General features: G+C 68.5%; 18 protein-coding genes. 12 read left to right on the top strand and 6 right to left on the bottom strand.

Features of this window, described 5'->3' with window-relative positions; translation table 11 throughout:
- Nucleotides 1-148: 148 nt before the first annotated feature.
- Together ABD976_RS27940 and ABD976_RS27935 are read right to left on the bottom strand one after the other, a co-directional pair.
- Nucleotides 149-418 carry a hypothetical protein gene (locus tag ABD976_RS27940; protein WP_186361396.1) on the bottom strand — a complete coding sequence of 90 codons (270 nt, stop codon included), beginning with the start codon at nt 416-418 and terminating at the stop codon, nt 149-151.
- Nucleotides 418-819 carry an ArsR/SmtB family transcription factor gene (locus tag ABD976_RS27935; protein WP_186361397.1) on the bottom strand — a complete coding sequence of 134 codons (402 nt, stop codon included), beginning with the start codon at nt 817-819 and terminating at the stop codon, nt 418-420. Before ABD976_RS27935 ends, ABD976_RS27940 begins: the two co-directional genes overlap by 1 nt.
- Before the next feature lie 126 nt (nt 820-945).
- Between ABD976_RS27935 and merA the strand changes: the two genes are divergently transcribed.
- The 5 genes from merA (at nt 946) to ABD976_RS27910 (ending at nt 8,169) form a co-directional block, all read left to right on the top strand.
- A complete protein-coding gene (merA, locus tag ABD976_RS27930) occupies nt 946-2,361 on the top strand; it encodes a mercury(II) reductase (protein ID WP_186361398.1) in 1,416 nt (471 codons plus the stop codon).
- Between the two features lie 26 nt (nt 2,362-2,387).
- A complete protein-coding gene (gene merB / locus ABD976_RS27925; RefSeq protein WP_186361399.1) occupies nt 2,388-3,035 on the top strand; it encodes an organomercurial lyase MerB in 648 nt (215 codons plus the stop codon).
- Nucleotides 3,036-3,444: 409 nt separating this feature from the next.
- Nucleotides 3,445-4,821, top strand: coding sequence for a dihydrolipoyl dehydrogenase family protein (locus ABD976_RS27920; RefSeq protein ID WP_186361400.1), 1,377 nt, complete (start codon nt 3,445-3,447; stop codon nt 4,819-4,821).
- A gap of 277 nt (nt 4,822-5,098) precedes the next feature.
- Entirely contained in the window at nt 5,099-5,443 is a 345-nt protein-coding gene (locus ABD976_RS27915) for a four-helix bundle copper-binding protein (RefSeq protein ID WP_186361401.1), read from the top strand.
- Nucleotides 5,444-5,895: 452 nt separating this feature from the next.
- Nucleotides 5,896-8,169 (top strand): heavy metal translocating P-type ATPase, encoded by a 2,274-nt coding sequence (locus tag ABD976_RS27910; protein ID WP_186361402.1) that lies wholly within the window; start codon nt 5,896-5,898, stop codon nt 8,167-8,169.
- A gap of 121 nt (nt 8,170-8,290) precedes the next feature.
- Here ABD976_RS27910 and ABD976_RS27905 read toward each other — a convergent pair whose 3' ends face one another.
- Nucleotides 8,291-8,740, bottom strand: coding sequence for a heavy metal-responsive transcriptional regulator (locus ABD976_RS27905; protein WP_222132337.1), 450 nt, complete (start codon nt 8,738-8,740; stop codon nt 8,291-8,293).
- Between the two features lie 116 nt (nt 8,741-8,856).
- On the opposite strand from ABD976_RS27905, the gene ABD976_RS27900 reads away from it, so the two are divergent.
- The 7 genes from ABD976_RS27900 (at nt 8,857) to ABD976_RS27870 (ending at nt 17,675) form a co-directional block, all read left to right on the top strand.
- Nucleotides 8,857-9,090: a heavy-metal-associated domain-containing protein gene (locus tag ABD976_RS27900; RefSeq protein ID WP_186361404.1), complete on the top strand. Its 234-nt coding sequence runs from the start codon at nt 8,857-8,859 to the stop codon at nt 9,088-9,090.
- Nucleotides 9,087-11,561 (top strand): heavy metal translocating P-type ATPase, encoded by a 2,475-nt coding sequence (locus ABD976_RS27895; RefSeq protein WP_186361405.1) that lies wholly within the window; start codon nt 9,087-9,089, stop codon nt 11,559-11,561. Before ABD976_RS27900 ends, ABD976_RS27895 begins: the two co-directional genes overlap by 4 nt.
- A gap of 53 nt (nt 11,562-11,614) precedes the next feature.
- Entirely contained in the window at nt 11,615-12,754 is a 1,140-nt protein-coding gene (locus tag ABD976_RS27890; protein WP_186361406.1) for an FAD-dependent oxidoreductase, read from the top strand.
- 246 nt (nt 12,755-13,000) lie between these two features.
- Nucleotides 13,001-14,101 carry a cytochrome c biogenesis protein CcdA gene (locus ABD976_RS27885; protein ID WP_186361407.1) on the top strand — a complete coding sequence of 367 codons (1,101 nt, stop codon included), beginning with the start codon at nt 13,001-13,003 and terminating at the stop codon, nt 14,099-14,101.
- Complete coding sequence (locus ABD976_RS27880; RefSeq protein WP_186361408.1) at nt 14,098-14,586, top strand: heavy-metal-associated domain-containing protein; 489 nt, start codon at nt 14,098-14,100, stop codon at nt 14,584-14,586. The genes ABD976_RS27885 and ABD976_RS27880 overlap by 4 nt, the downstream gene beginning before the upstream one ends.
- Nucleotides 14,587-14,988: 402 nt before the next feature.
- Nucleotides 14,989-16,353, top strand: a complete 1,365-nt coding sequence (locus ABD976_RS27875; protein WP_345368061.1) for an MFS transporter — start codon at nt 14,989-14,991, stop codon at nt 16,351-16,353.
- A 116-nt stretch (nt 16,354-16,469) separates the two neighbouring features.
- Nucleotides 16,470-17,675 (top strand): MFS transporter, encoded by a 1,206-nt coding sequence (locus tag ABD976_RS27870; protein ID WP_345368060.1) that lies wholly within the window; start codon nt 16,470-16,472, stop codon nt 17,673-17,675.
- A 78-nt stretch (nt 17,676-17,753) separates the two neighbouring features.
- On the opposite strand, the gene ABD976_RS27865 is transcribed toward ABD976_RS27870, so the two are convergent.
- The 3 genes from ABD976_RS27865 to ABD976_RS27855 form a co-directional block, all read right to left on the bottom strand.
- Nucleotides 17,754-18,005: a hypothetical protein gene (locus ABD976_RS27865; protein WP_186361411.1), complete on the bottom strand. Its 252-nt coding sequence runs from the start codon at nt 18,003-18,005 to the stop codon at nt 17,754-17,756.
- A gap of 158 nt (nt 18,006-18,163) precedes the next feature.
- Entirely contained in the window at nt 18,164-18,562 is a 399-nt protein-coding gene (locus ABD976_RS27860; RefSeq protein WP_186361412.1) for a DUF397 domain-containing protein, read from the bottom strand.
- 45 nt (nt 18,563-18,607) lie between these two features.
- The gene (locus ABD976_RS27855) at nt 18,608-19,456 is read right to left on the bottom strand and encodes a helix-turn-helix domain-containing protein (protein WP_345368059.1); all 849 of its coding nucleotides are present in this window, start codon (nt 19,454-19,456) and stop codon (nt 18,608-18,610) included.
- Between the last annotated feature and the right edge of the window lie 964 nt (nt 19,457-20,420).

Here is a 20,420-nt window from a genome sequence, read left to right as displayed (position 1 = left end):
ACGCGGCCGGGATCCGTATCGCCGCAGCCCTCCAATGGATTTAGCAACACGCCCTAGTGCTGACGGAGCGGGAACGTGCGGGGGTCGCGTGGGACGGCGAGGACATCACCACTCCTGATCAGAACGCGGACGGGCAAGAACGGGCGGATTACGGCGCGGATGGTCGGTCATCATCGTGATTCCCGGGCAGACCTGAGCCGCCACCAGTGCTGTACCGCCCGCGGTGCCGGGCCCAGACCTGCCAGGCCACGACGAGCGCGGCGCCGAGGGCTGCGCCGATCACCCAGGGGTTCCGCAGCCACGCGCCGAGCACGCCGAGCGCCCCCGCGGCGATCAGAGCAGGGACGGCGCAGCACAACACCAGCAGTACGCCAAGGCCGATCGTCGCGAGCACGCCGCGCTTGTCCGTGGTGGCCATTACGCGCCCCTGGTCGAAGTTTGCGCCTTGGCGGTGGAGGTGGCGTCGATGCGCTCGCAAGCTGCCAGCGCCGCGCAGTTGTCGGCCGCCAGCGCGCGGGCCAGCATCACCAACTCGGCCACCCGCGGGTCGGCCACCCGGTAGTAGCACCAGCGGCCCTCGCGGCGGGCATGGACGTAGCCGCAGTCGGCCAAACACGTCAGATGCGTGGAGGTCCGGCCCTGCGAGAGCCCGATGTGGGACACGCAGTCGCTGACGCTGCGCTCGCGGTCGAGCAGGAACTCCAGCAACCGCAGCCGGCTCGGATCGCCCAGCGCGCGGAAGAACTTCGCCACCGTGCCCACCTCGCCGCCATCACCGAGCAACCCGCCAGACCGGGCACTGTCCGCAGCCTCACTCATGCGGGGGTTCCTCCCAACCATCCTGTACATATTCGCCAAGGCGGATACTATGATGCCAGAATACATCCGGAAATACGAATACGACCAGGCGGGCGGGGTCCGCTCGCCACGAAAGGGGTGACCGGGATGGTGTTCGATCTGGCGATCATCGGGTCCGGGGGTGCCGCCTTCGCCGCAGCGATCGCCGCACGGCGCGAAGCCCGATCGGTGGTGATGGTTGAGCGCGGCACCGTCGGCGGCACGTGCGTGAACACCGGGTGCGTGCCGTCGAAGGCGTTGCTGGCCGCCGCCGAGGCCCGGCACGTCGCGCTCTCGGCCGACCGCTTCCCCGGTGTTCGGGCCAGTGCCGACGAGGTCGCCGTCGCCGAGCTGATCAAGGGCAAAGCCGACTTGGTGGCCGGGATGCAGCAGGACAAGTACACCGGTTTGGCCGCCGAGTACGGCTGGGAGATCCTCGCCGGCCAAGCTCGGTTCGTCGACGGTCCTGCGCTGGAGGTCGTCCTCGCCGAGGGCGGCACGCGTCGGATTGAGGCCGAGCACTACCTCGTCGCCACGGGATCGGCGCCGTGGACCCCGCCGGTGGACGGGCTCGACGAGGTCGATTACCTGACCTCCACCGCGGCCATGGAACTCAAAGCCCTGCCCGAGTCGATGCTGGTGGTCGGCGGCAACTACGTCGGGCTGGAACAAGCTCAGCTGTTCTCCCACCTGGGCACGCGCGTCGAGGTCGTGGAGATGCTGGATCGCCTGGCCCCGGCCGAGGAACCGGCGATCTCTGGCGCGCTCGCCGAGGTCTTCACCGGCGAGGACATCGGCGTGCGCACCGGCACGGTCCTCGCCCGCGTGAGCCGCGAGGACGGGCAGGTGGTCGCCGAGCTACGCGACGCGGACGGACACACCCACTGGCTGCGGGCCGACGAGCTGCTGATGGCCACCGGCCGCAAGCCCGTCACCGACGGGCTCGGTCTCGACCGTGTCGGGGTGAGCCTCGGTGAGCGCGGCCAGATCGTCACCGACGAGCAGCTGCGCACCGACAACCCGCGGATCTGGGCCGCTGGGGATGTGACGGGGCACCCGCAGTTCGTCTACGTCGCCGGTGCGCACGGTGCGGTCGTGGTCGACAACGCCTTCCACCAGGCCGGGCGGACGCTGGATTACCACCACCTGCCGCGGGTGACCTTCACCCGCCCCCAGGTCGCCGCCGCCGGTCTCACCGATGCCGAAGCCCAGGCGCAGGGCTGGGACTGCGAATGCCGCGTGCTGCCGCTGGAACACGTGCCCCGCGCGCTGGTCAATCGCGACACCCGCGGCCTGGTCAAGCTGGTCGCCGAACGCGGCACCGGGCGCCTGCTCGGCGCGCATGTGCTGGCCGACGGTGCCGGCGAGGTGATCGCCACCGCCGTCTACGCGCTGCACAACCAGATGAGTGTCTACGAGATGGGCGAGCTGTGGTGCCCGTATTTGACCATGGCCGAATCCCTCAAGCTCGCCGCGCAAACCTTCACCCGCGACGTGGCCAAACTTTCCTGCTGCGCCGCATAACCCCAACGCACAAAACAGAAAGGGCCATGATCGTGGCCACCGAACGCGACCAGATTGCGTCCACACTGGACTCTGTCTTCCGGCCCGAAACCAGCGCGAGCGAAGGATGGCGCGGGCTCACGCTGCTGCGCCTGCTCGCCTGCGGCGAACCGGTAACCATCGAGGATCTGGCCGCCGCCCACGGCCAACCGGTGCGGGAGGTTCGCCGCGCTCTGGCGAGCACGCCGGACATCGAATACGACGAGGCGGGCCGGATCGTCGGCGCAGGACTCACTCTACGGCCGACCCCGCACCGCTTCGAGATCGACGGGCGAGTGCTCTACACCTGGTGCGCCATGGACACCCTGGTCTATCCCCGGCTGCTCGGCCGACCCGCCCGCGTCACCTCGCCGTGCCAGGTCACGGGTATCCCGATTCACCTCGCCATCGACGACACCGGGGTGACCGACGTCGACCCACCTACCGCCGTTGTCTCTCTGGTCACCCCCGAGGACCTGACCTCCGTCCGCGCCGACTTCTGCAACCACGTGCACTTCTTCACCAGCCAACAGGCAGCACAACCATGGCTGGACGACGATCCCGACGCCTCCGTGCTGCCCGTCACCGAGGCATACGACCTCGCACGAGGTCTCACTGCCACGTCGTGCCAGCAAGCCGACACCGAGGGCTGCTGACCCACGCTGCAAGGGCAATCCGCCGCGTGCCGACACAGGATTGCCCGAAGCTCCTGGGGGGCACTCCGACTGCGGACATCCAGTAATGCCCGAAGAGGTACGTATCCATGCCGACGACCAGGTTCCAAGATCTTGCTGAGCAAGTGGCAGTACCTGACTCCCTGGCAACACCACCGTCTGCGCCACCGCCTTGGGGAACAGAGTCGCCATGTCGGCCATCGTCGACGCAGCCCTTACCTGCGTTGAGCTTCAGCACTCCCAATCATGCCTACCCCGCCAGCAGCCACCTCCGCAGCATCCTCGCCCAGCTCACCTTCGGCGCAGCCCACGCCGCAATCACCGAGAGCGGCTGGACACACTCAGGCGCCACCGTCGGTGACAAGCACCGTAGGAGAACAGGAGCAGCATCGTGACCAGTGACTTCGACGCGATCGTGATCGGCGCCGGCCCCGGCGGCGAGGTCGCCACCTCCCGCCTGATCGCAGGCGGTTTGCGGGTGGCCGTCGTGGAGCGGGAGCTCATAGGCGGGGAGTGTGGCTACTGGGCCTGCATCCCGTCGAAGACCTTGCTGCGCCCACCGGAGGCTCGTGCCGAGGCCACTCAGGTTGCGGGGCTGGCCGAACCTGCACTCGACTGGCCAGCCCTGCGCGACTATCGGGATGGCATGATCCGCCACCTCGATGACAGCAAACAAGTCGAATCATACCGACAGCGCGGCGCCACCGTACTCAAGGGAACGGCACGCGTGACCGGGCGCGATCCGTGGCGCGTGCAGGTCGGCGGCGAAGAACTGAGCACGGAGCATGTGGTGGTGGCCACCGGCTCCGAGCCCGTCCGGCCCCCGATCGACGGGTTGGATCAGGTGCCGGTGTGGACCAACCGCGAAGCCACCACGTTGACCGACATTCCCCAGCGCGCCGTGCTCATCGGCGGTAGTGCCGTCGGAGTGGAGCTCGGCCAGTTCCTGGCCCGCATGGGTAGCCAGGTCACCCTGGTGCAACGCGGTCCTCGCCTCCTCGACCGCGAAGACCCACGCGTCGGGGAGCTCACCGCAGAGCTCCTGTCCCAAGACGGGATCGACGTGCGACTCGGCAGTGAGGCCCGTGCTGCCCGTCGTGACGGGGCGGACACCGTCGTCGAACTGGACGACGGCACCACGGTACGCACCGACGTGACCGTCCTCGGTGCCGGGCGCCGGCCCCGTACCGACGATCTCGGGCTGGAACAATCGGGCATCCACCCCGACGCCAGCGGTGCGCTGCCCGTCGACGAGCACTGTCGAGCGGCACCGGGCCTGTGGGCGCTGGGCGATGCCACCGCCGTCGCCTTGTTCACGCATGTCGCGCAATACCAGGCGCGCGTCGCGACCGACACGATTCTCGGTCGACCACGCACTGCCGAATACACCGCAATCCCCCGTGTCGTGTTCGCACACCCCGAGATCGCCGCGGTTGGCCTCACCCACGCCCAAGCCACCGAACGCGGCATCGATGCCGTCAGCACCGAACTCGACCTTCCAGGCGCGCTGGCGCGCCCCTGGACCTACGACACCAGCCCGCAGGGCACCCTCGGACTCCTCGTCGACCGCGCCCGTCGAATTCTGATCGGCGCCTGGGTCGTAGCCCCGCTGGCCAGCGAATGGATCCACACGGCCGCGTTGGCCATCCGTGCTCGCATCCCCCTCGAAACTCTCCTCGACGGCATCCCACAATTCCCCACCTACAACGAGGCTTACCGAGCCGCCCTGGAACAACTCGACCTCGAACCAACGCGGATGCCCCGCTGACACCAGCGTGACTCGCGGGATGACGCGCTCTTCAGCGAAGTCACGCTGATCCGCCGGGGGCCGTCCGCCGGTGGGTGAGGTTAGTGGCTGGCCCCGCCCGGGCGGGGCTTACTCGGATGGGTGGTTTAGCCACTCCATTGCTGGGTACGACGTTGACCTTGTCTCCGGGACAAGCCTTTACGTTCGCGAGGCGGTCGACGGCGGCGCACCTGACCTGTGTGCGGGTCGCTGTGGACGCGCAATGCCAGAAGACATAGCTATCGAAGGAGGGTTCGTCATGGCTGTCGCGACCGTGGGTGAGGCGAACAAGGCGTGCTTGGATGCGTGCGCGGAGTGCCAGCAGGCATGCGAGACGTGCAATTACAACTGTTGCGCCAACAACCCGGACATGGCCGAGTGTGCCCGGTTGTGTCTGGACTGTGCGGCGATCTGCGCTGCCTGCGTGACGCTGCTCGCCCGGGACTCACGCTGGGTTGCCCAGCTCTGTCAGCTCTGCGCTGAGGTCTGCGAGGCGTGTGCGGCCGAGTGCGACAAGTACGACCTGGATTACTGCCGCGAATGTGCCGCAGCCTGCCGCCGCTGTGCTCAGCAGTGCCGGGCGATGGCCTCGGTCTCCGCCTGAGATGACGCGTCGCACACCGAGGGACAAGACTCACGGCCCAGCCCCTCGGTGTGCGATGCCGAGGAGAGCCTCATTTCGGTGGGTTGCCATTGGGGTGGCAGCCCAGCCCAACAGATGCGCGCTGCACTGCGCAGAACGCTGACAAGTGACAGCGCAGAACCGCAGGTCGGAGCCACCCGATTCTTTCGGAAATGCGCGTGGCGGGTAGCTGGGAAGCTGAAGGGTGTTGCGGCGCCAAGGTTCCAAGGGCTTCCCCGTGCAGGTCGAGAGTCGAGCTGCACGGCTGTCTTGCTGGGACCGGTGACAATCGCGACGTTCGGGACGTCCCGTCCCGCATAGTCCGTTCGCCGTCTCGGGTGTGATTGACGCGTTTGACCTTTCCCCTGGGGCAGGGTTCTAGCGTGCGTGGAGAACACCGGGTGACCGGTTCGTGCATGGTTGAGGAGTCAGTGATGCCCACTCCCGCTTCGGAGACGGTTGCCGAGGGACGCGCACGGCTGACGATGCCAGTCAGCGGTATGCAGTGTTCGCTGTGTACCGGGATCATCGAGCGGAGGCTGGCCGAGCTGCCAGGGGTGGAGCAGGTTTCGGTGAACCTGCCGGATGAGCAGTTGCTGGTCGACTACGACCCGGAACGCACTGGCCCCGAGCAGCTGCAGGCTGCGGTGGGCGAGCTCGGGTTCGCCGTCGGGGACTCGGCGGCCTCGCGCGGCGGGCAGGAGTCGGACGAGGATGCGGCCAAGGTCGTCAGCGAGGGACGCCGATTGCTGATCCTGGCCGCGCTGAGCGTGGTGACGGTTCCGCTGATGCTGCTGGAACTGACCGGCGTGGTCGGTGGCTGGGTGGGCTGGCCGCTGGGGGCGCTCGCGGTGGTTTCGCTGGTGGTGGCCCCGGAATTGTTCTCGGACACGCTGCACTCGCGGCGGCGCGGGTTGCTGACCAACCGCCCCGTGGTGCGCGCCTCCATCCTCGGCGGGCTGGTCGGTGGGCTGCTCGGCCTGGCGCTTCCGCTGGAGGACTACCCCACCGGTGGCTACTTCGCCGTGACGGTGCTGGTGGCGACGTATCACGTGTTCTCGATGTGGCTGTCGCTGCTGGTGCGCACGCAGAGCTCGCACTCGGTGAAAAAGCTGATGGCGTTGCAGCCGGACACGGCCCGGCTGGTGCGCGACGGACTCGAAGGGGATGTACCGATCCAGGCCCTGTCGGTGGGTGATGTCGTGCGGGTGCGGCCGGGCGAGCGGATCCCCATCGACGGGCGCGTGTTCTCCGGGCACTCGGCGGTGGACGAATCACTGGTGACCGGCGAGTCGGTGCCGGTGCAAAAACGCGAGGGTGGTGAGGTCATCGGTGGGGCGATCAACGACTCCGGAACTCTGCTGGTGGAGATCACCCACGTCGGTGAGGACACCTTCCTGCGGCAGATCGTGCACAACATCGAGGAGGCCCGCGCGCTCAAGCCCGCGGTGGTGGACCTGGTCGGGCGCGTGCTGAAGGTCTACATTCCGACGGTGCTGGTGCTGGCCGGAGCAGCGGGGCTGTTCTGGGCGCTGGGTCCGCTCGTGCTCGGCGAGACGCCTGAGCTGAACCGGATCCTGTTCGCCACGCTCGGCGTGTTGATCATGGCCTATCCGTGTGCGATGGGCATGGCCGCACCCCTGGGGCTGGTGCGCGGTGCGGGCGATGCGGCCGAGCAGGGCATCGTGTTGCGCACCGGGGACGCGTTCCAGACTTTCGGGCAGGTCCGCCGGGTCGTGTTCGACAAGACCGGCACGCTAACCGAGGGGGTGTTCACCGTGCGCGAGCTGGACACCAGCGGCGATCGGGATGAGCTGCTGGCGCTGGCCGCAGCCGCGGAGGCCCCCTCCGAGCACCCGCTCGGGGCGGCGATCAGCGCCGCGGCCCGCGAACGCGGGCTGGCGCTGGCCTCTGCCGAGGAGTTCGAGGCCATCCGCGGCCACGGAATCCGGGCGACCATCGATGGGGCTGCCGTGCTCGTGGGCAGGCCGTCGTTCGTCGCGGACCGCGCCGGCGGGCTGGGTCGGTTTGCCGAGCGCGCCGAAGAGCTCGAAGCGGCCGGGCGCACCGTGGTGGCCGTCGCCCGTGACGAGGAGGTCCAGGGGGTAATCGCGCTGGGCGACGAAATCCGCGCCGACGCCCCTGCGGCGCTGGAGCAGCTGCGGCGCCGGGGCATCACCCCGGTGATGGTCACCGGGGACAACCACCGCGCCGCGGTGGTCGTCGCCGAGAAGCTCGGCATCGACGAAGTCCGCGCCGAGGTCCTGCCGCAGGACAAGACCGAGATCGTGCGCGAGCTGCAGCAGCACGGCCGGGTGGCCATGGTCGGTGACGGCGTCAACGACGCGCCCGCGCTCACCCAGGCCGACGTGGGCATTGCCATGGGCAGCGGCACCGACATCGCCATCGAATCCGGCGACGTCATCATCGTCGGCAACCGGCTCGATGCCGTGCTCACCGCCCGCACCATCGGCCAGCGCGGCTACCGGCGGACCGTGCAGAACGTGACCCTGGCGTTCCTGTTCAACGGCATCGGCGTTCCCCTGGCCGCCACCGGGCTGGTCGAACCCATTTGGGCCATGGCTGTCATGATCGTCAGCGTTACGGCGGTCTTCGCCAATTCCATGCGCGGCAAGTGGTCCATGATGTTCTCCACCCTGCGCGACATCATCACACGCCAAGCGCTCACCCCCGCACCGACGGCATAAGCGCTTCTCCGGCCGGGGCCGCGATGGTCCGGCTGCGTCCGCATGGACCTAATAAGGGCGTCACCCGTCATGTGACCGGTGATGACCGGGCGGCAGGCGGTGGCGCGATCATTGCCCGGGCTCAATCAGCGTCCGGCGTCTTCTCGCCGGCTGCGCCCTGCTGGTCCTCGCTGTCGGTGTGGTTTTCGATGAGGCGGCAGACCACGGCGTGCTCGCCGCGGCGCTGGCTGTCGCGGGCGGAGCGGCGCACGGTAGCCAGGGAACGGCGGAGCTGGCGCAGGTCGGCCACAGTCCGGTCGATCTCGGTGATCCGGGCATCGAGGAGTTCGGTGACCCGCGCGCACGGCACGGATCCTTCGCGTTGCAGGTCGAGGATGTCTTTGATCTCGGTCAACTGCAGCCCGAGCGCCTTGGCCTGCCGGATGAACCGCAACACGCCGAGATCGTCCTCGGTGAACAGGCGATAGCCGGCCTCGGTGCGCTCGGCCGGCGGCAACAGTCCCTTGGATTCCCACAGCCGTACGGCTTTCGCGCTCACGCCTGCGGCCCGAGCCGCAGTTCCCACCGTCATGTCCACGACAGTCTCCCAACGCGTCGAGATTTCTCCCTTGACCTTACCCCAGCGGCAAGGTTCTAGCGTGTCGGTGAGCAAGAAAACGGCAGCTCGGACCTAGTGAGGAGCAGGCGATGGAATCGATCGTCATGCAGGTATCCGGCATGCATTGCGGCGGGTGTGCCCAGCGGATCGGCACCGTGCTGCGCCGGGTCGAGGGCGTACGAGATGTCCAGGCCGACCACGTCAGTGGACGCGTCGAGATCCAGATCGGTCCGGAGTTGGCCGACCGGGCCATGGTGGCCGACTTGACCGAGCGGATCGAGGCCGCCGGGTTCCAGGTCGTGGGAGAAGAGGTGTCGTCATGAGCACGACCACCGAGGAACGCAGCGAGCTGTGGGCGCCGGAACCGAGCCCGCACCCTGGGCACGAGCGGATCCGCGCGAAGATCGCGGGGCTGCACTGCTCGTTGTGCACCGGCACCATCGAGAAGGCCCTGGGCCGGATGGACGGCGTGGGCACGGTGGCGGTGAGCCTGACCCACGAACAGGTGCTGGTCGACTACGAGGCCGACCGCACCAGCCCAGAGGCGATCCTAGGCACGCTGCGCGATGTCGGCTACGAGCTGTACGACCCGCGCAAGCTCCGCGCGTTCGAAGACGAGGAACGCGACCTCATCCGCGAAGGCACGCGGCTGCTGGGCGCGGTCGCCGCCAGCCTCACCGCGATCGGGCTGATCGCCGAGGTCACCGGCATCTGGTCAGTGCTCGTGCCACTGACCGTGGTCGCGCTGATGGTGCCGGTCTCGTATGCCGTGCTGCGCCCGGCCGGGCACGCGAAGGCCACGGGTGGCGCGGCAGCGATCGTGGCGCCCGGCCTGGCTGCGCTGGGTGCCCGCGGCGCCGGGTGGCTGGAGCCGCCGGTGATCGGGTGGCTCGCCGGGGCGATCGGGATCGGCGTGGTGGTCGGCGTGGCACCGCACATCCTGCGCATGGCCTATCAGTCCGCCCGGCGCGGGATCCTCAACCAACACGTGCTGCTGGAGGTCGGCGCGTTCGCCGGCATCGCCGGGGGTTTGATCGGGCTGACCAACGTGTTGCCCGGCTATCCCACGGCGGCGTTCTTCGCCGTCTCGGTGCTGGTGGCCAACTACCACATCTTTTCGGAATGGTTGTCGTTGCTGGTCAAGACCCGCTCCAGCCAGTCGATCAAGAAACTGTTGGACCTGCAGCCCGACCTGGCCCGCCTGGTGACCACCGAGGGCGAGGCGGAGGTGCCCGTGGAGCAGGTGTCCGTGGGCCAGCACGTGCGCGTGCGCCCGGGCGAGCGCATCCCGCTGGACGGCACGATCCGCTCCGGCTATTCGGCGATCGATCTCTCCCTGGTCACCGGCGAACCCGTCCCGGCCGAACGCGGACCGGGCGAGGAGGTCGTCGGCGGGGCCATCAACGGCACCGGCAGCCTGCTCATCGAGGTCACCGCCACCGGCGCCGAAGGATTCCTCGCCCAGGTGGTGCGCCACGTCGAAGACGCCCGCGCCCTCAAACCCGGCATCCTGCACCTGGTCGACCGGGTGCTGCGCGTCTACACCCCCACCGTGCTGAGCATCTCGGCGCTCGCTCTGATCGCCTGGCTGACCGGCAGCTGGGTGCTGGCCGGGGAACCGGACGTGCGCCGCGCGGTGTTCGCCGCGCTGTCCGTGCTGGTGATGGGCTATCCCTGCGCGGTCGGGATCGCCGCGCCGCTAGCGATCGTGCGCGGCACCGGGCACGCCGCCGACCGCGGCATCGTGATGCGCACCGGTGAGGCGTTCCAGACCTTCCGGCTGGTGCGCCGCATCGTGCTGGACAAGACCGGCACGCTCACGAAGGGCACACCGACCGTGCGCGGCATTCATGCCCTCGATGGCGACACTGACGCGGTGCTGGCGGTGGCCGCCGCCGCGGAAAGCCACTCCGAACACCCACTGGCCCGCGCTGTCGTCGACGCCGCGCATGACAAGGGGTTGACCGTTCCCGAGGTCGAGGAATTCACCTCGGTCACCGGTGCCGGGGTCCGCGCCACCGTCGGCGGGCACACCGTGCTGGCCGGGAAACCGAGCCTGCTCACCAATGAGGGGGTCGACAGCAGCACGGTCACCGCCCCCACCGACCAGTGGGAGACGGCCGGACACACCGTCATCCTCATCGCCCGCGACGGGGCTGCCATCGGGTTGATCGCGCTGGGCGACGAGCTACGGCCCGACGCCACCGAGGCCGTAACCAGGATGCGCCAGGCAGGCATGGAACCGGTGCTCGTGACTGGCGACAACGAACGCGCCGCCGCCCACATCGCCGGCCAACTCGGCATCGACGAGGTCCGTGCCGGCGTGCTGCCGGAGGGCAAGGCCGAGATCGTGCGCGAGCTGCAGGCCGACGGCACCCGCGTAGCCATGGTCGGCGACGGCATCAACGACGCACCCGCGCTGATGCAGGCCGACGTGGGCATCGCCGCGGGTGGCGGCACCGACATCGCCGTGGAATCCGCCGACATCGTGCTGCTGCGCGACGAGGTCAGCACCGTCCTCGACGCCCGCGAGATCAGTGCCCGTGCCTACCGGCGCACCCGCGCCAACGTGGCCATCGCGTTCACCTTCAACGGCATCGGCGTGCCCCTGGCCACCACCGGCCTCGTCTACCCAGTCTGGGCGATGATCGCGATGGCCGCCTCGGTCACCTCGATCTTCATCAACTCCATCGGCACCCGCCCCTCCCTGCTGTCCCAAGCCATCGGCAGCGTCGGACGCACCCAGCAGAGCGCGAAGGAACGTCCGGAACCCGCGCAACCGGCCCACGACTGACTCTCCCGTGCGAGCGAGGGTGCCTCGCTCGCACGGTTCCACCACTCATCGCGATGAAGGAGCACGACGTGAGCACGCAGGCACAAACACCCGCCGCGCTAGTGATCGGCGCCGGGGTGATCGGGCTGAGCACCGCGATCACCCTGCGCCAGCACGGCTGGCGGGTCACCGTGGCCGCCGCCGACTCCGGCCCGGGAATCGTCTCCACAGTGGCCGGCGCGTTGTGGGAGTGGCCCCCATCGGTCTGCGGCCGGCATCACGACGAAACCCTGCTCGAACAATCCAAGAGCTGGGCCATGGTCTCCTACCGGCAGTTCCAACACCTGGCCACGCACCCTGAACACACCGGGGTGCATCTGCGCCCGGCCGTGTCCTACTTCCACCGGCCAGTCGACGAGCAACCACTGGAACTGGCCAAGATGCACGAAGTCGCCGCACACGTGCCGGGATTCGCCCACGATCCGGGGCTGATCGACCGCCACGGGATCAACCCGCGTGCCGGCGTGCTGGATGCCTACCAGTACACCGCGCCGATGGTCGACACCGACCGCTACAACGCCTGGCTGCGGGACCAGGCTCTGGCCACCGGTGTCCGCCTCGTCCCGCGCCGCATCACCGGCGACCTCCGCGACCACGAGTCAGCTTTGCTCACCGAGTTCGACGCGGACGTGATCGTCAACTGCTCCGGACTCGGCGCGCGCGAACTCGCCGGCGACACCACCCTCTCGCCGCACCGGGGAGCGCTGCTGTGGCTGCGCAACGACGGCACCAGCATGCCCCGGATCACCACCGCGCACGCGCTGGCCAACGACCCCTCCAGCCCGCAGCAGGACATGGTCTTCATCGTGCCCCGCGGCCAGGATCGGCTGCTGGTGGGCGGAATTGTCGAAGATGGCACATGGAACACCGACCTCACCCCGGACAACTACCCACCGGTGCGGGACATGCTCCGCCGCTGTCAGGAATTCCTCCCCGCCCTGGCCGACGCGGAACTTGACACCGACGACCCGGTGCGCGTGGGCTTGCGCCCCTTCCGGCGCGACAACGTCCGCCTGGAAACCGAAGCCGGCACCCGCATCGTGCACAACTACGGCCACGGCGGCGCCGGCGTCACCCTGTCCTGGGGCTGCGCCGACGACGCCACCCAGCTCGCGCACCAGCTCGTCGGGAACACCACCGCACCCGCCGCCTAGCCACACCAGTGCAGAGCCGGCTTCAGAGGACGGCCCGTCCCTACAGCCGGACGTGCGATCAGCGGTTACGAACTCGGTTTCCCGCGCGGCAGCGTGTGACGGAACGCGCAATCGTGTCGGTCTGTCGAGAACGTGCTTGACCTTTTCCCCGGGGGAAGGTTCTAGCGTTTCGCTGCTGACGCACCGTTGACTCGCCTTGGAGTCAACGCGTCCGGATCGCTGCAGGCATGTTTGAGGAAGGACTGGATGCCCCACGAACACGAGGACGCCTCCGACACCGTGGCCGGTGGATTGTCTCGGATTGACGTGCCGGTAGCGGGGATGACCTGTGCCGGGTGTGCCAATACCCTGCAGCTCGGCCTGGCCAAAGTCGCTGGCGTGTCGCATGTGGACGCGGATCTGGATGATGATCGTGTCACCATCCACGGTACGCAGTTGGACGAGACGCGGCTCCGCGCGGTGATCGAGGAACTCGGCTACACCGTTGGAATCGGGATTCAGGACACGGCACGCCGAGCTGGGTGGCTGCGGCCCGCGGCGATCGCCGCCAGTGTGGCGCTTGTGTTGGGCATGGGCACCGTGGCTTTCCAGATGAGCTCGGGAGCGTATTTCGCCGCTGGAGCGCTGCAGCAGCTCAACGCCCTGTTCAGCGAGGTCTCCGTGGCCACGGTGGGCATTGCGCTGCTGTTCGGCTTGGCCGTCGGGTTCGCTCCGTCCAGTTACGCCATGGCTCCAGCGGTCATGGGCCTGGTCACCAGCACGCAGACTCACTCCGCCGGACGCGCGGCTCGGCTGTCCGGGTCGTTCGTCGCCGGTATGGCTGTCGTCGACATGCTCCTCGGGGCCGCGATCGCGTCCTTTGGCACCGCGGCGTTGTCCTACCTCGGGGCGCACTTGGCCTTGTTCAACGCCGTCGTGACGGTGCTGTTGCTGGTGCTGAGCCTGGTGATCCTGCGGCTGTGGCGTCCTCGGCTGCCCTCGTTTCTGCCCCGATTGCGCCAGCGCCACACCGCGGGCGGGGCCTTCGCCCTCGGGATGCCGTTCGGATTGCTCACCTGCCCGGCCTGCACCCCGTTACTACTGCCCGTGGCGCTGGGCGCCGCGGCCACCGGCCAGGTGTGGTACGGGGCGCTGCTGCTCGGCGCTTTCGCCATCGGGCGCGGAATCCCGCTAGTGGTGCTGGGCACCTCCACCGCAGCGTTTCACAACATGCGTGGTCTGACCCGATGGGTGCCCTGGATCGAACGCGCCGTTGGGGTCCTGCTGCTCGTCGGAGCAGCCTACTTCGCCGCGGAATTCCTTGCCGTGGGCGGATTCCCGGCCTTGCTGAAGGGAATAGCGGGATGAGAAAGATCGTCATTCGCTCCGTCTCCCGCACCGCGCTCATAGGAACGCTGCTGGTCCTGATCGCGGGCATCCTTCTGGGCTCCACTGCGCACGCCGGTGCGACCGAACAGGCAACGCTTACCGTCGACGGGATGGCCTGTCCCAACTGCGAACGCACTGTCGAAGCAGTGCTGCGTGACAGCAAGGGTGTGCAGACGGCCGACGCCGACAGCGCCAGCCAGCAGGCCCGGGTTACCTTCGATCCCACGCGCACCTCGCCGGACGCGTTGGCCCACGCCATCAACACCCAGACCTACTACCGAGCCTCCACCGCCCGCGGCGACCACCCGGCACAACCCCCAGCCGGGAACAGCCAGGACCAGGCTGGTGCAGACAACACGGGCAGCGGAACCATCGCGCTGTTAGTCACGGCGCTCGGGATCATCGCGCTGGCCGGCGCAGGGCTCTTCCTCCGCCGCGCCCAGCAGCCCTCGCACAGGCAGTAGGAAACCACCATGGCCCGCGGCACGAAGCCGACAAAGGCCGCTGCGATCTCCTGCGGGCACGCGGTCTGACCGGTTGCTTCGCCTGCATTCCCAGGGGGTTCGCGGGCCTGTGTGCATACCCGCTTGATGATGTGGCCGGCCGATCCGCCGGCTACCGGAGCGAGCTCGATGCGGTGAAGCACGGATCCGCGGGTTGACCTTGCCGCGGGGGCAAACTTCTACGGTCACCGCAAACCACGGCACGGGTCGGCCGTCTCGGCGGGCCGCTGCGGCTTCCACCTCGCGGCGGGGCCAGTCGTGGTGGGCAAATCAGCAGCGTGGGTAGGGAGAAATATGCCGATGGATCAGGCGGCGCGAGCCGCACCTCGGGGCGCGGTGGCAAGCATTGTCGGCGTCACATCTATGGCGACGTTTCTGTCCAATTTGAGTTCCACGGGTACCTATTTGGCGGCCCCGGAGATCACCCGAGCTTTGGGGGTGGCGCAGCCTGCCTCGATCGTGAGCGTGATCGCGTATCTGGTGCCGTTCGCCGTGGTGATGCCGGTCATCGCCAAGCTCGGCGACGCGTTCGGGCACAAGCGCGTGCTGCTGGCCGGGCTCGGCCTATACGCGGCCGGGTCGCTGGCAACCCCAGCCTTCTCGGGTTTCATCCCGTTCCTCGGGCTGCGGCTGGTGCAAGGCCTCGGCGGGGGCATCATGCTGGTATCGATGGTGTTCATCGCCCGCCAGCTGGCTGATCGGCAGCGCGAAACCGGGCTGGGGATCTGGCGCGCGGCGCTACTGGCCGGCACCGTCGCCGGCCCACCGATCGGCGGGTATCTCGCGAGCCTGCTCGGGTGGCAGTCGATCTTCTGGGTCACCGGCCTGGCCGGGGCCGCCGCTTTCGGATGGGCGGCGGTGGGGCTGGAGGAGCTGCCCCGTCAGCGGGCGCGCCGGTTCGACTGGGTCGGCGCCGTGGCCTTCACGGTCAGCTTCACCGCCTTGGTGGTCGGGCTGGCCGCAGCCGGGTTCCTGCGCACCATGGGCGGCGGTGTCGCCACTGGGCCGGTGGCCACGCTCAGCTCCCTGGCGCCGGTGTTCCTGGGCATCTTCGTGGTGGGGCTGGCCGTGCTGATCGTCAATCAGCGGGTCAACGCGCAGCCGTTGTTCGCGTCGTCGTTGTGGCGCAATCGGCAGTTCGTGCTGGGCAACGCGGGCACGTTCCTGGTGTGCGTGGGCATGTTCTCGGCGATGATGTTCACCTCGCTGATGCTGCGCAACGTTTTCGACTTCCCCGCGATGCAAGCCTCCAACGCGCTGTTGCTGATGACCGTCGGCGCCGTGGTCTTCGGGATCTGGGGCGGGTCCCTGGCCGGCCGGTTCGGCCCCAAGCTGCCCTGGGCCACCGGGTTCGTGCTCACCGCGGCCACGTTCGTCGCGCTGGCGGTGTTCGTCTCCCCGGTGACCTCGGCGGTGTGGCTGTTTGTGCTCGCCCCGCTGTCCGGGGCAGGGCAGGGCCTGCCCCTGGGGCCGACCGCCTCGGTGGCGCTACAGGATGTGCCCGCCGAGACCAGCGCGGAAGCCACCGGCTGGTTCGACTTCTCGCACAACATCGGCCGCGCCGTGGCCATCGGCGGCCTGGGCGCACTATTCGTACCCGGCGAGGCGGCCAGCTACACCACCATCTTCTGGGTCAGCGCCGCCCTCACCACCCTCGGCGCGGTCCTGGTGCTCGGCCTCAAACGCCCCACGCCCGTCGCCGAGGCCCAGCCCGCGCCAGCGACCTAACCCACCTCCCGCCATTCCCGCGCCGGACTCCACGCCGCGAGTCCGGCGCGGGCAGCACAAGCCCGACTGTCGACCCGACGACACGGGTCGCGACGAGACCGAGACAAGGAAGACGTGTGTCCGATCAAGCCGCCCCTCCCGCCGCGCCCCGCGGCATGCTGGCCCTGCTGACCACGGCCGCATTCGTGATCTTCGCGCAGATCTTCATGATCGCGCCGATCCTGCCGGCCCTGGCGCGGGACTTCCACACCACACCGTCCGTGGTCGGGCTGGCCGTGCCTGCCTACCTCGTGCCCTACGGAGCCATGGTGCTGCTGTGGGGGCCACTGTCGGACCGGTGGGGACGCCGCCCGGTCATCCTCACCTCACTGGCCGCCTTCACCGCACTGGCCGCCGCAACCCCGCTGGTCAGCGACGCACCATGGTTCATTCTCCTGCGGCTGGTCACCGCGCTGGGCGCCAGCGGCGTCGTACCCATCGGGCTAGCACTGATCGGCGATCTCGTGCCATACCAACGCCGCGGCCGAGCCCTGGGATGGCTCTTCGGCGGCATGGCCGGCGGCATGGCCCTGGGTGCTGCTGGCGGCGCGCTCGGCGAACCCTTCCTCGGCTGGCACGGCCTGTTCGGCACCGTGGCCGCGATCGGGCTCGTGCTGCTCGCCCTCGGCACGCGGCTCATCCCAGCCACACCGCGGCCCGCCGCACCGCCCCCAGCTCGCATGGTCGCCGCCGGATTCGCCAGCCTGCTGCACACCCCACGCGGACGGCGCACCTACGGCTACGTGCTGGTCAACGCCGTGCTGCACTCCGGCATCTACACCTGGCTCGGGGTCTATCTGCACCAGCACTTCGGCCTGGACGAAACCCACATCGGCCTGGCCCTGCTCGGCTACGGCATCCCCGGGCTACTACTCGGACCGGTCATCGGGCACCTCGCCGACCGGTACGGCCGCGCCCGCATCATCCCGCTCGGGCTGGCCGTGGCCGCCGGATGCGCCGCACTACTCGCCGTCGAGCCCGCGCTGGCCGCCGTCCAGGCCGGCATCATCACCCTCTCGTTGGGCTACGACATGACCCAACCGCCCCTGGCCGGCATCGTCACCGACCTACCCGGACACCGCGGTCAGGCCATGGGACTCAACGTCTGCACCCTCTTCATCGGCATGGGCACCGGTAGCCTCGCCTTCCAAGCCATTCTGCTGCCCGCAGGCTTCCCCACCGCCCTAGGCGCCTTCGCCGTCGTGGCACTGGTAGCCGCTGGTCTTGCCGCAGGACTGTTCCGTCGCGAACGACCCGCCGAACACCCCGAACCGGCCCGCTGACACAGGTGCCCGGCCCGGACTGTTCAGGCGGACACATTCCTGGCACCCGCAGACGGTCTCGGTGAGCGCCGACATCGCTCACAGGCATTCGTTGTAGGCGGCGATCTCCTCAGCCGCTTGCTCCAGGGCCGCGATGATCCTGGCAAGGCGCTCCGTTGCCGCAGATGCCGCGGTCACCGCTGCCTGCGCCGAACGATGATCGCTTCCCCTCCAGGCAGAGGCCAGGCTCGCCCGAGCATCCTCGGTACTTCGGCGGGCCGTGGAGAGCGGGGAAACAGGAAGTTGCGCTGCCAGACTCGTCAACTCAGTACGAAGTTCCGCAACCGACATGCACACAGCATGTACTCGACCCCCGACACCACGCGATCAAGCAGGCAGGAACATCGGTTGCGGCGAGTCCGACCGCTGATCGTCAGCGGCTATGCATGGTCGACTCCGGTAAGACGGCTGGGGCTGCCCTGTGGGCGGCCCCAGCCCATGCCGACGGCTCAGGCGGCAAGCGCTTCGCCGCTGGGAAGATCGAATTCCGCAATGCGGACGCCTGCGACGAACGCGGACCACTCACCTGGCGTGTACGACAGGACCTGCTCCGGAGTGCCGTGCGCACGAAGACTTGCCCCACCGTCCGAGTTGATCAGGATCTGGATCACGGTGTTGGAGCCTGCCGGTGCACGTCCAGCGACTTCGTCCAAAAACCGTGCCCAGTGACCAGCAGGGACACTCAGAACCGGGCCGGCACCGCGGTCCTTGCTGTCGCGGATGTGGACGAGATCGGTGCCGAAGAAGACCTCGACGCACTGATTGCCGTCCGGGTTGCTGAAGGTGCTCTTGAACCACGCCCCAACGATGCTGCTACGGCGAGTTGTGCTGGTGTTGTTGGAGGTCATCTCCGCTGGTTTCCTTCGTCTGTTCCTGCTTCGTTGGCTGCGACGTCATAGGGTGCCGGCGAGATCAAGTAGGAAGCGACGCGTCTGCTCCGGGCCTGATGCCGCGGCTTTCTGCTGCTCCCACAAGGTCAGGTACCGGGTCGTTCGCTTGCTGTCGTCCACGTACGTCCCACCATCGTGTTGCTCCAGGTAAACGATACTGACCGGTGGCCGGGTGTCGTAGCCGAAGATGCTGTAGTCATGCCCTTGGCCCATGTAGTAGCCCGTGCTGAACGGCACGATCTGTAGCTCGACGTTCGGCCGGTCCAGGGCCTCGACCAGCCACATGGCCTGCTCTTTGACGATCTCCGCGCTCCCGGTGGTACGGCGCAGCGCGGCCTCATCGATGACGAACCAGAACTGCTGGTCGGTGTTATCGAGCACGCGTTGGCGCGCCAGCCGGTCCGAGGTGTCTCGGTCGATCTGCTCCTGGCTCGGCGAGGGGCGCCATGCGCGGAACAGGGTGCGCATGTATCGCTCGGTCTGCAGCAGGCCAGGCACGACCATGGCCTGACACGAGAAGAAGCGCTGGCAGCTTGGTTCCATGTCCACCAGCAGGCGCATGTGCTGGCGAAACCGTGTACTGAACGCCCCGCGCTTGGTCCGGCGGTTGCCTTCGGCTTGCAGGTCGCGGGCATAAGCCTGGTCAGTCTCGCTGGCTCCGTAGCGCTCCAGCAGCGCATCCAGCTCCATCGGCCGGATACCGCTGCCGGACTCGATGTGCGCGATCTTCTGCTGGGTACAGCGCAAGACCTCCGCCGCGTCATCCTGCTTCAACCCGGCTTCGACACGCTGCCGGGCGAGTTCATTGCCCAACACGATCTTCATCACCGCTGGCGGGAGCTGCTGGGCCACGCCTACCTCCGTATCGCAACCAGCCTGATCACGCATGGCACAGGCTAATTCACCCGATTGTACGTGTACTCAACTTGAGTACACGAGTTACGGTCTAGGTCAAAGTCAGATGCCGAACCGCTACATCCGCGAGGTTGCTCCTATGAGTACACAAGTTATGAGGGTACTCGATGAGGACGCTGGCGATGGTGGCGCACCCCAAAGGCATCTCTGTCCAGCAGCAATGCCACCGAATCTCGCGAACCACCGGCCCAGGCATGCTCGGTCGCGTCGCCCCGTCGGGGCCGACCGGCCGAGCCGCCGGCGGCGGGTAGCGCTGCGTCGAGTCCCCTTCCCGCGAGCGACGACTCCGCGTGCTACCCGCCGCTCTCTCCTCGTAGTGCGACTGCAGCTTCTCGATCGTCCTGCCCGATCCGCTGCCTGCACGGCGGTCCCCCGAACGGATCGGTCAGGGCTCGACCACGGCGGCCCCGCGGATGCCCCGAACTCCGTCGGGGCCGCCGTGGCGTCTATGACCCCCGGTGGGCAGGCGTTGACCCCGACCTCCGCCTGCCCACCGGGTTCCACTTCCAACCCGAACGCAGGGGACCCGTCATGAGGCGGCGCAGGCTCGCGAACACCGTGCTCGCGCTGCTGGAGCACGCAGGGTGGATGGCGTCGGCTGACTGGATCGTGCGTTGTCGCGACGAGCGAGGCCGCAAGGCGCAGCTGCGGGTTGGAGTGTCCACAGACGGGATCATGATCGACACGTCCCAGTCGGGACGGCTCACGCTCACCACCACCGAATCAGGGCAGCTTCGAGCGGCCCTGCGTGACGCGTTGCTGACCCGCGCGCCGCTCGTGCCGTCGGAGCCGCCAGCGCCCCGTCGCCCCGGCACGCCTGGCGCCCAAGCGTTGCCCGCGCCAGACGGCGTCGCACACCCACGTCTCGCGAGGACTTCCCGTCGCCCGTCTCCTCCCGCCC

Origin of the sequence: Saccharopolyspora cebuensis, from assembly GCF_039542665.1 — a bacterium.
GTDB lineage: Bacteria > Actinomycetota > Actinomycetes > Mycobacteriales > Pseudonocardiaceae > Saccharopolyspora > Saccharopolyspora cebuensis.
The sequence above is the reverse complement of the archived record's forward strand: the minus strand, read 5'-3'. Positions and strand labels throughout refer to the sequence as shown.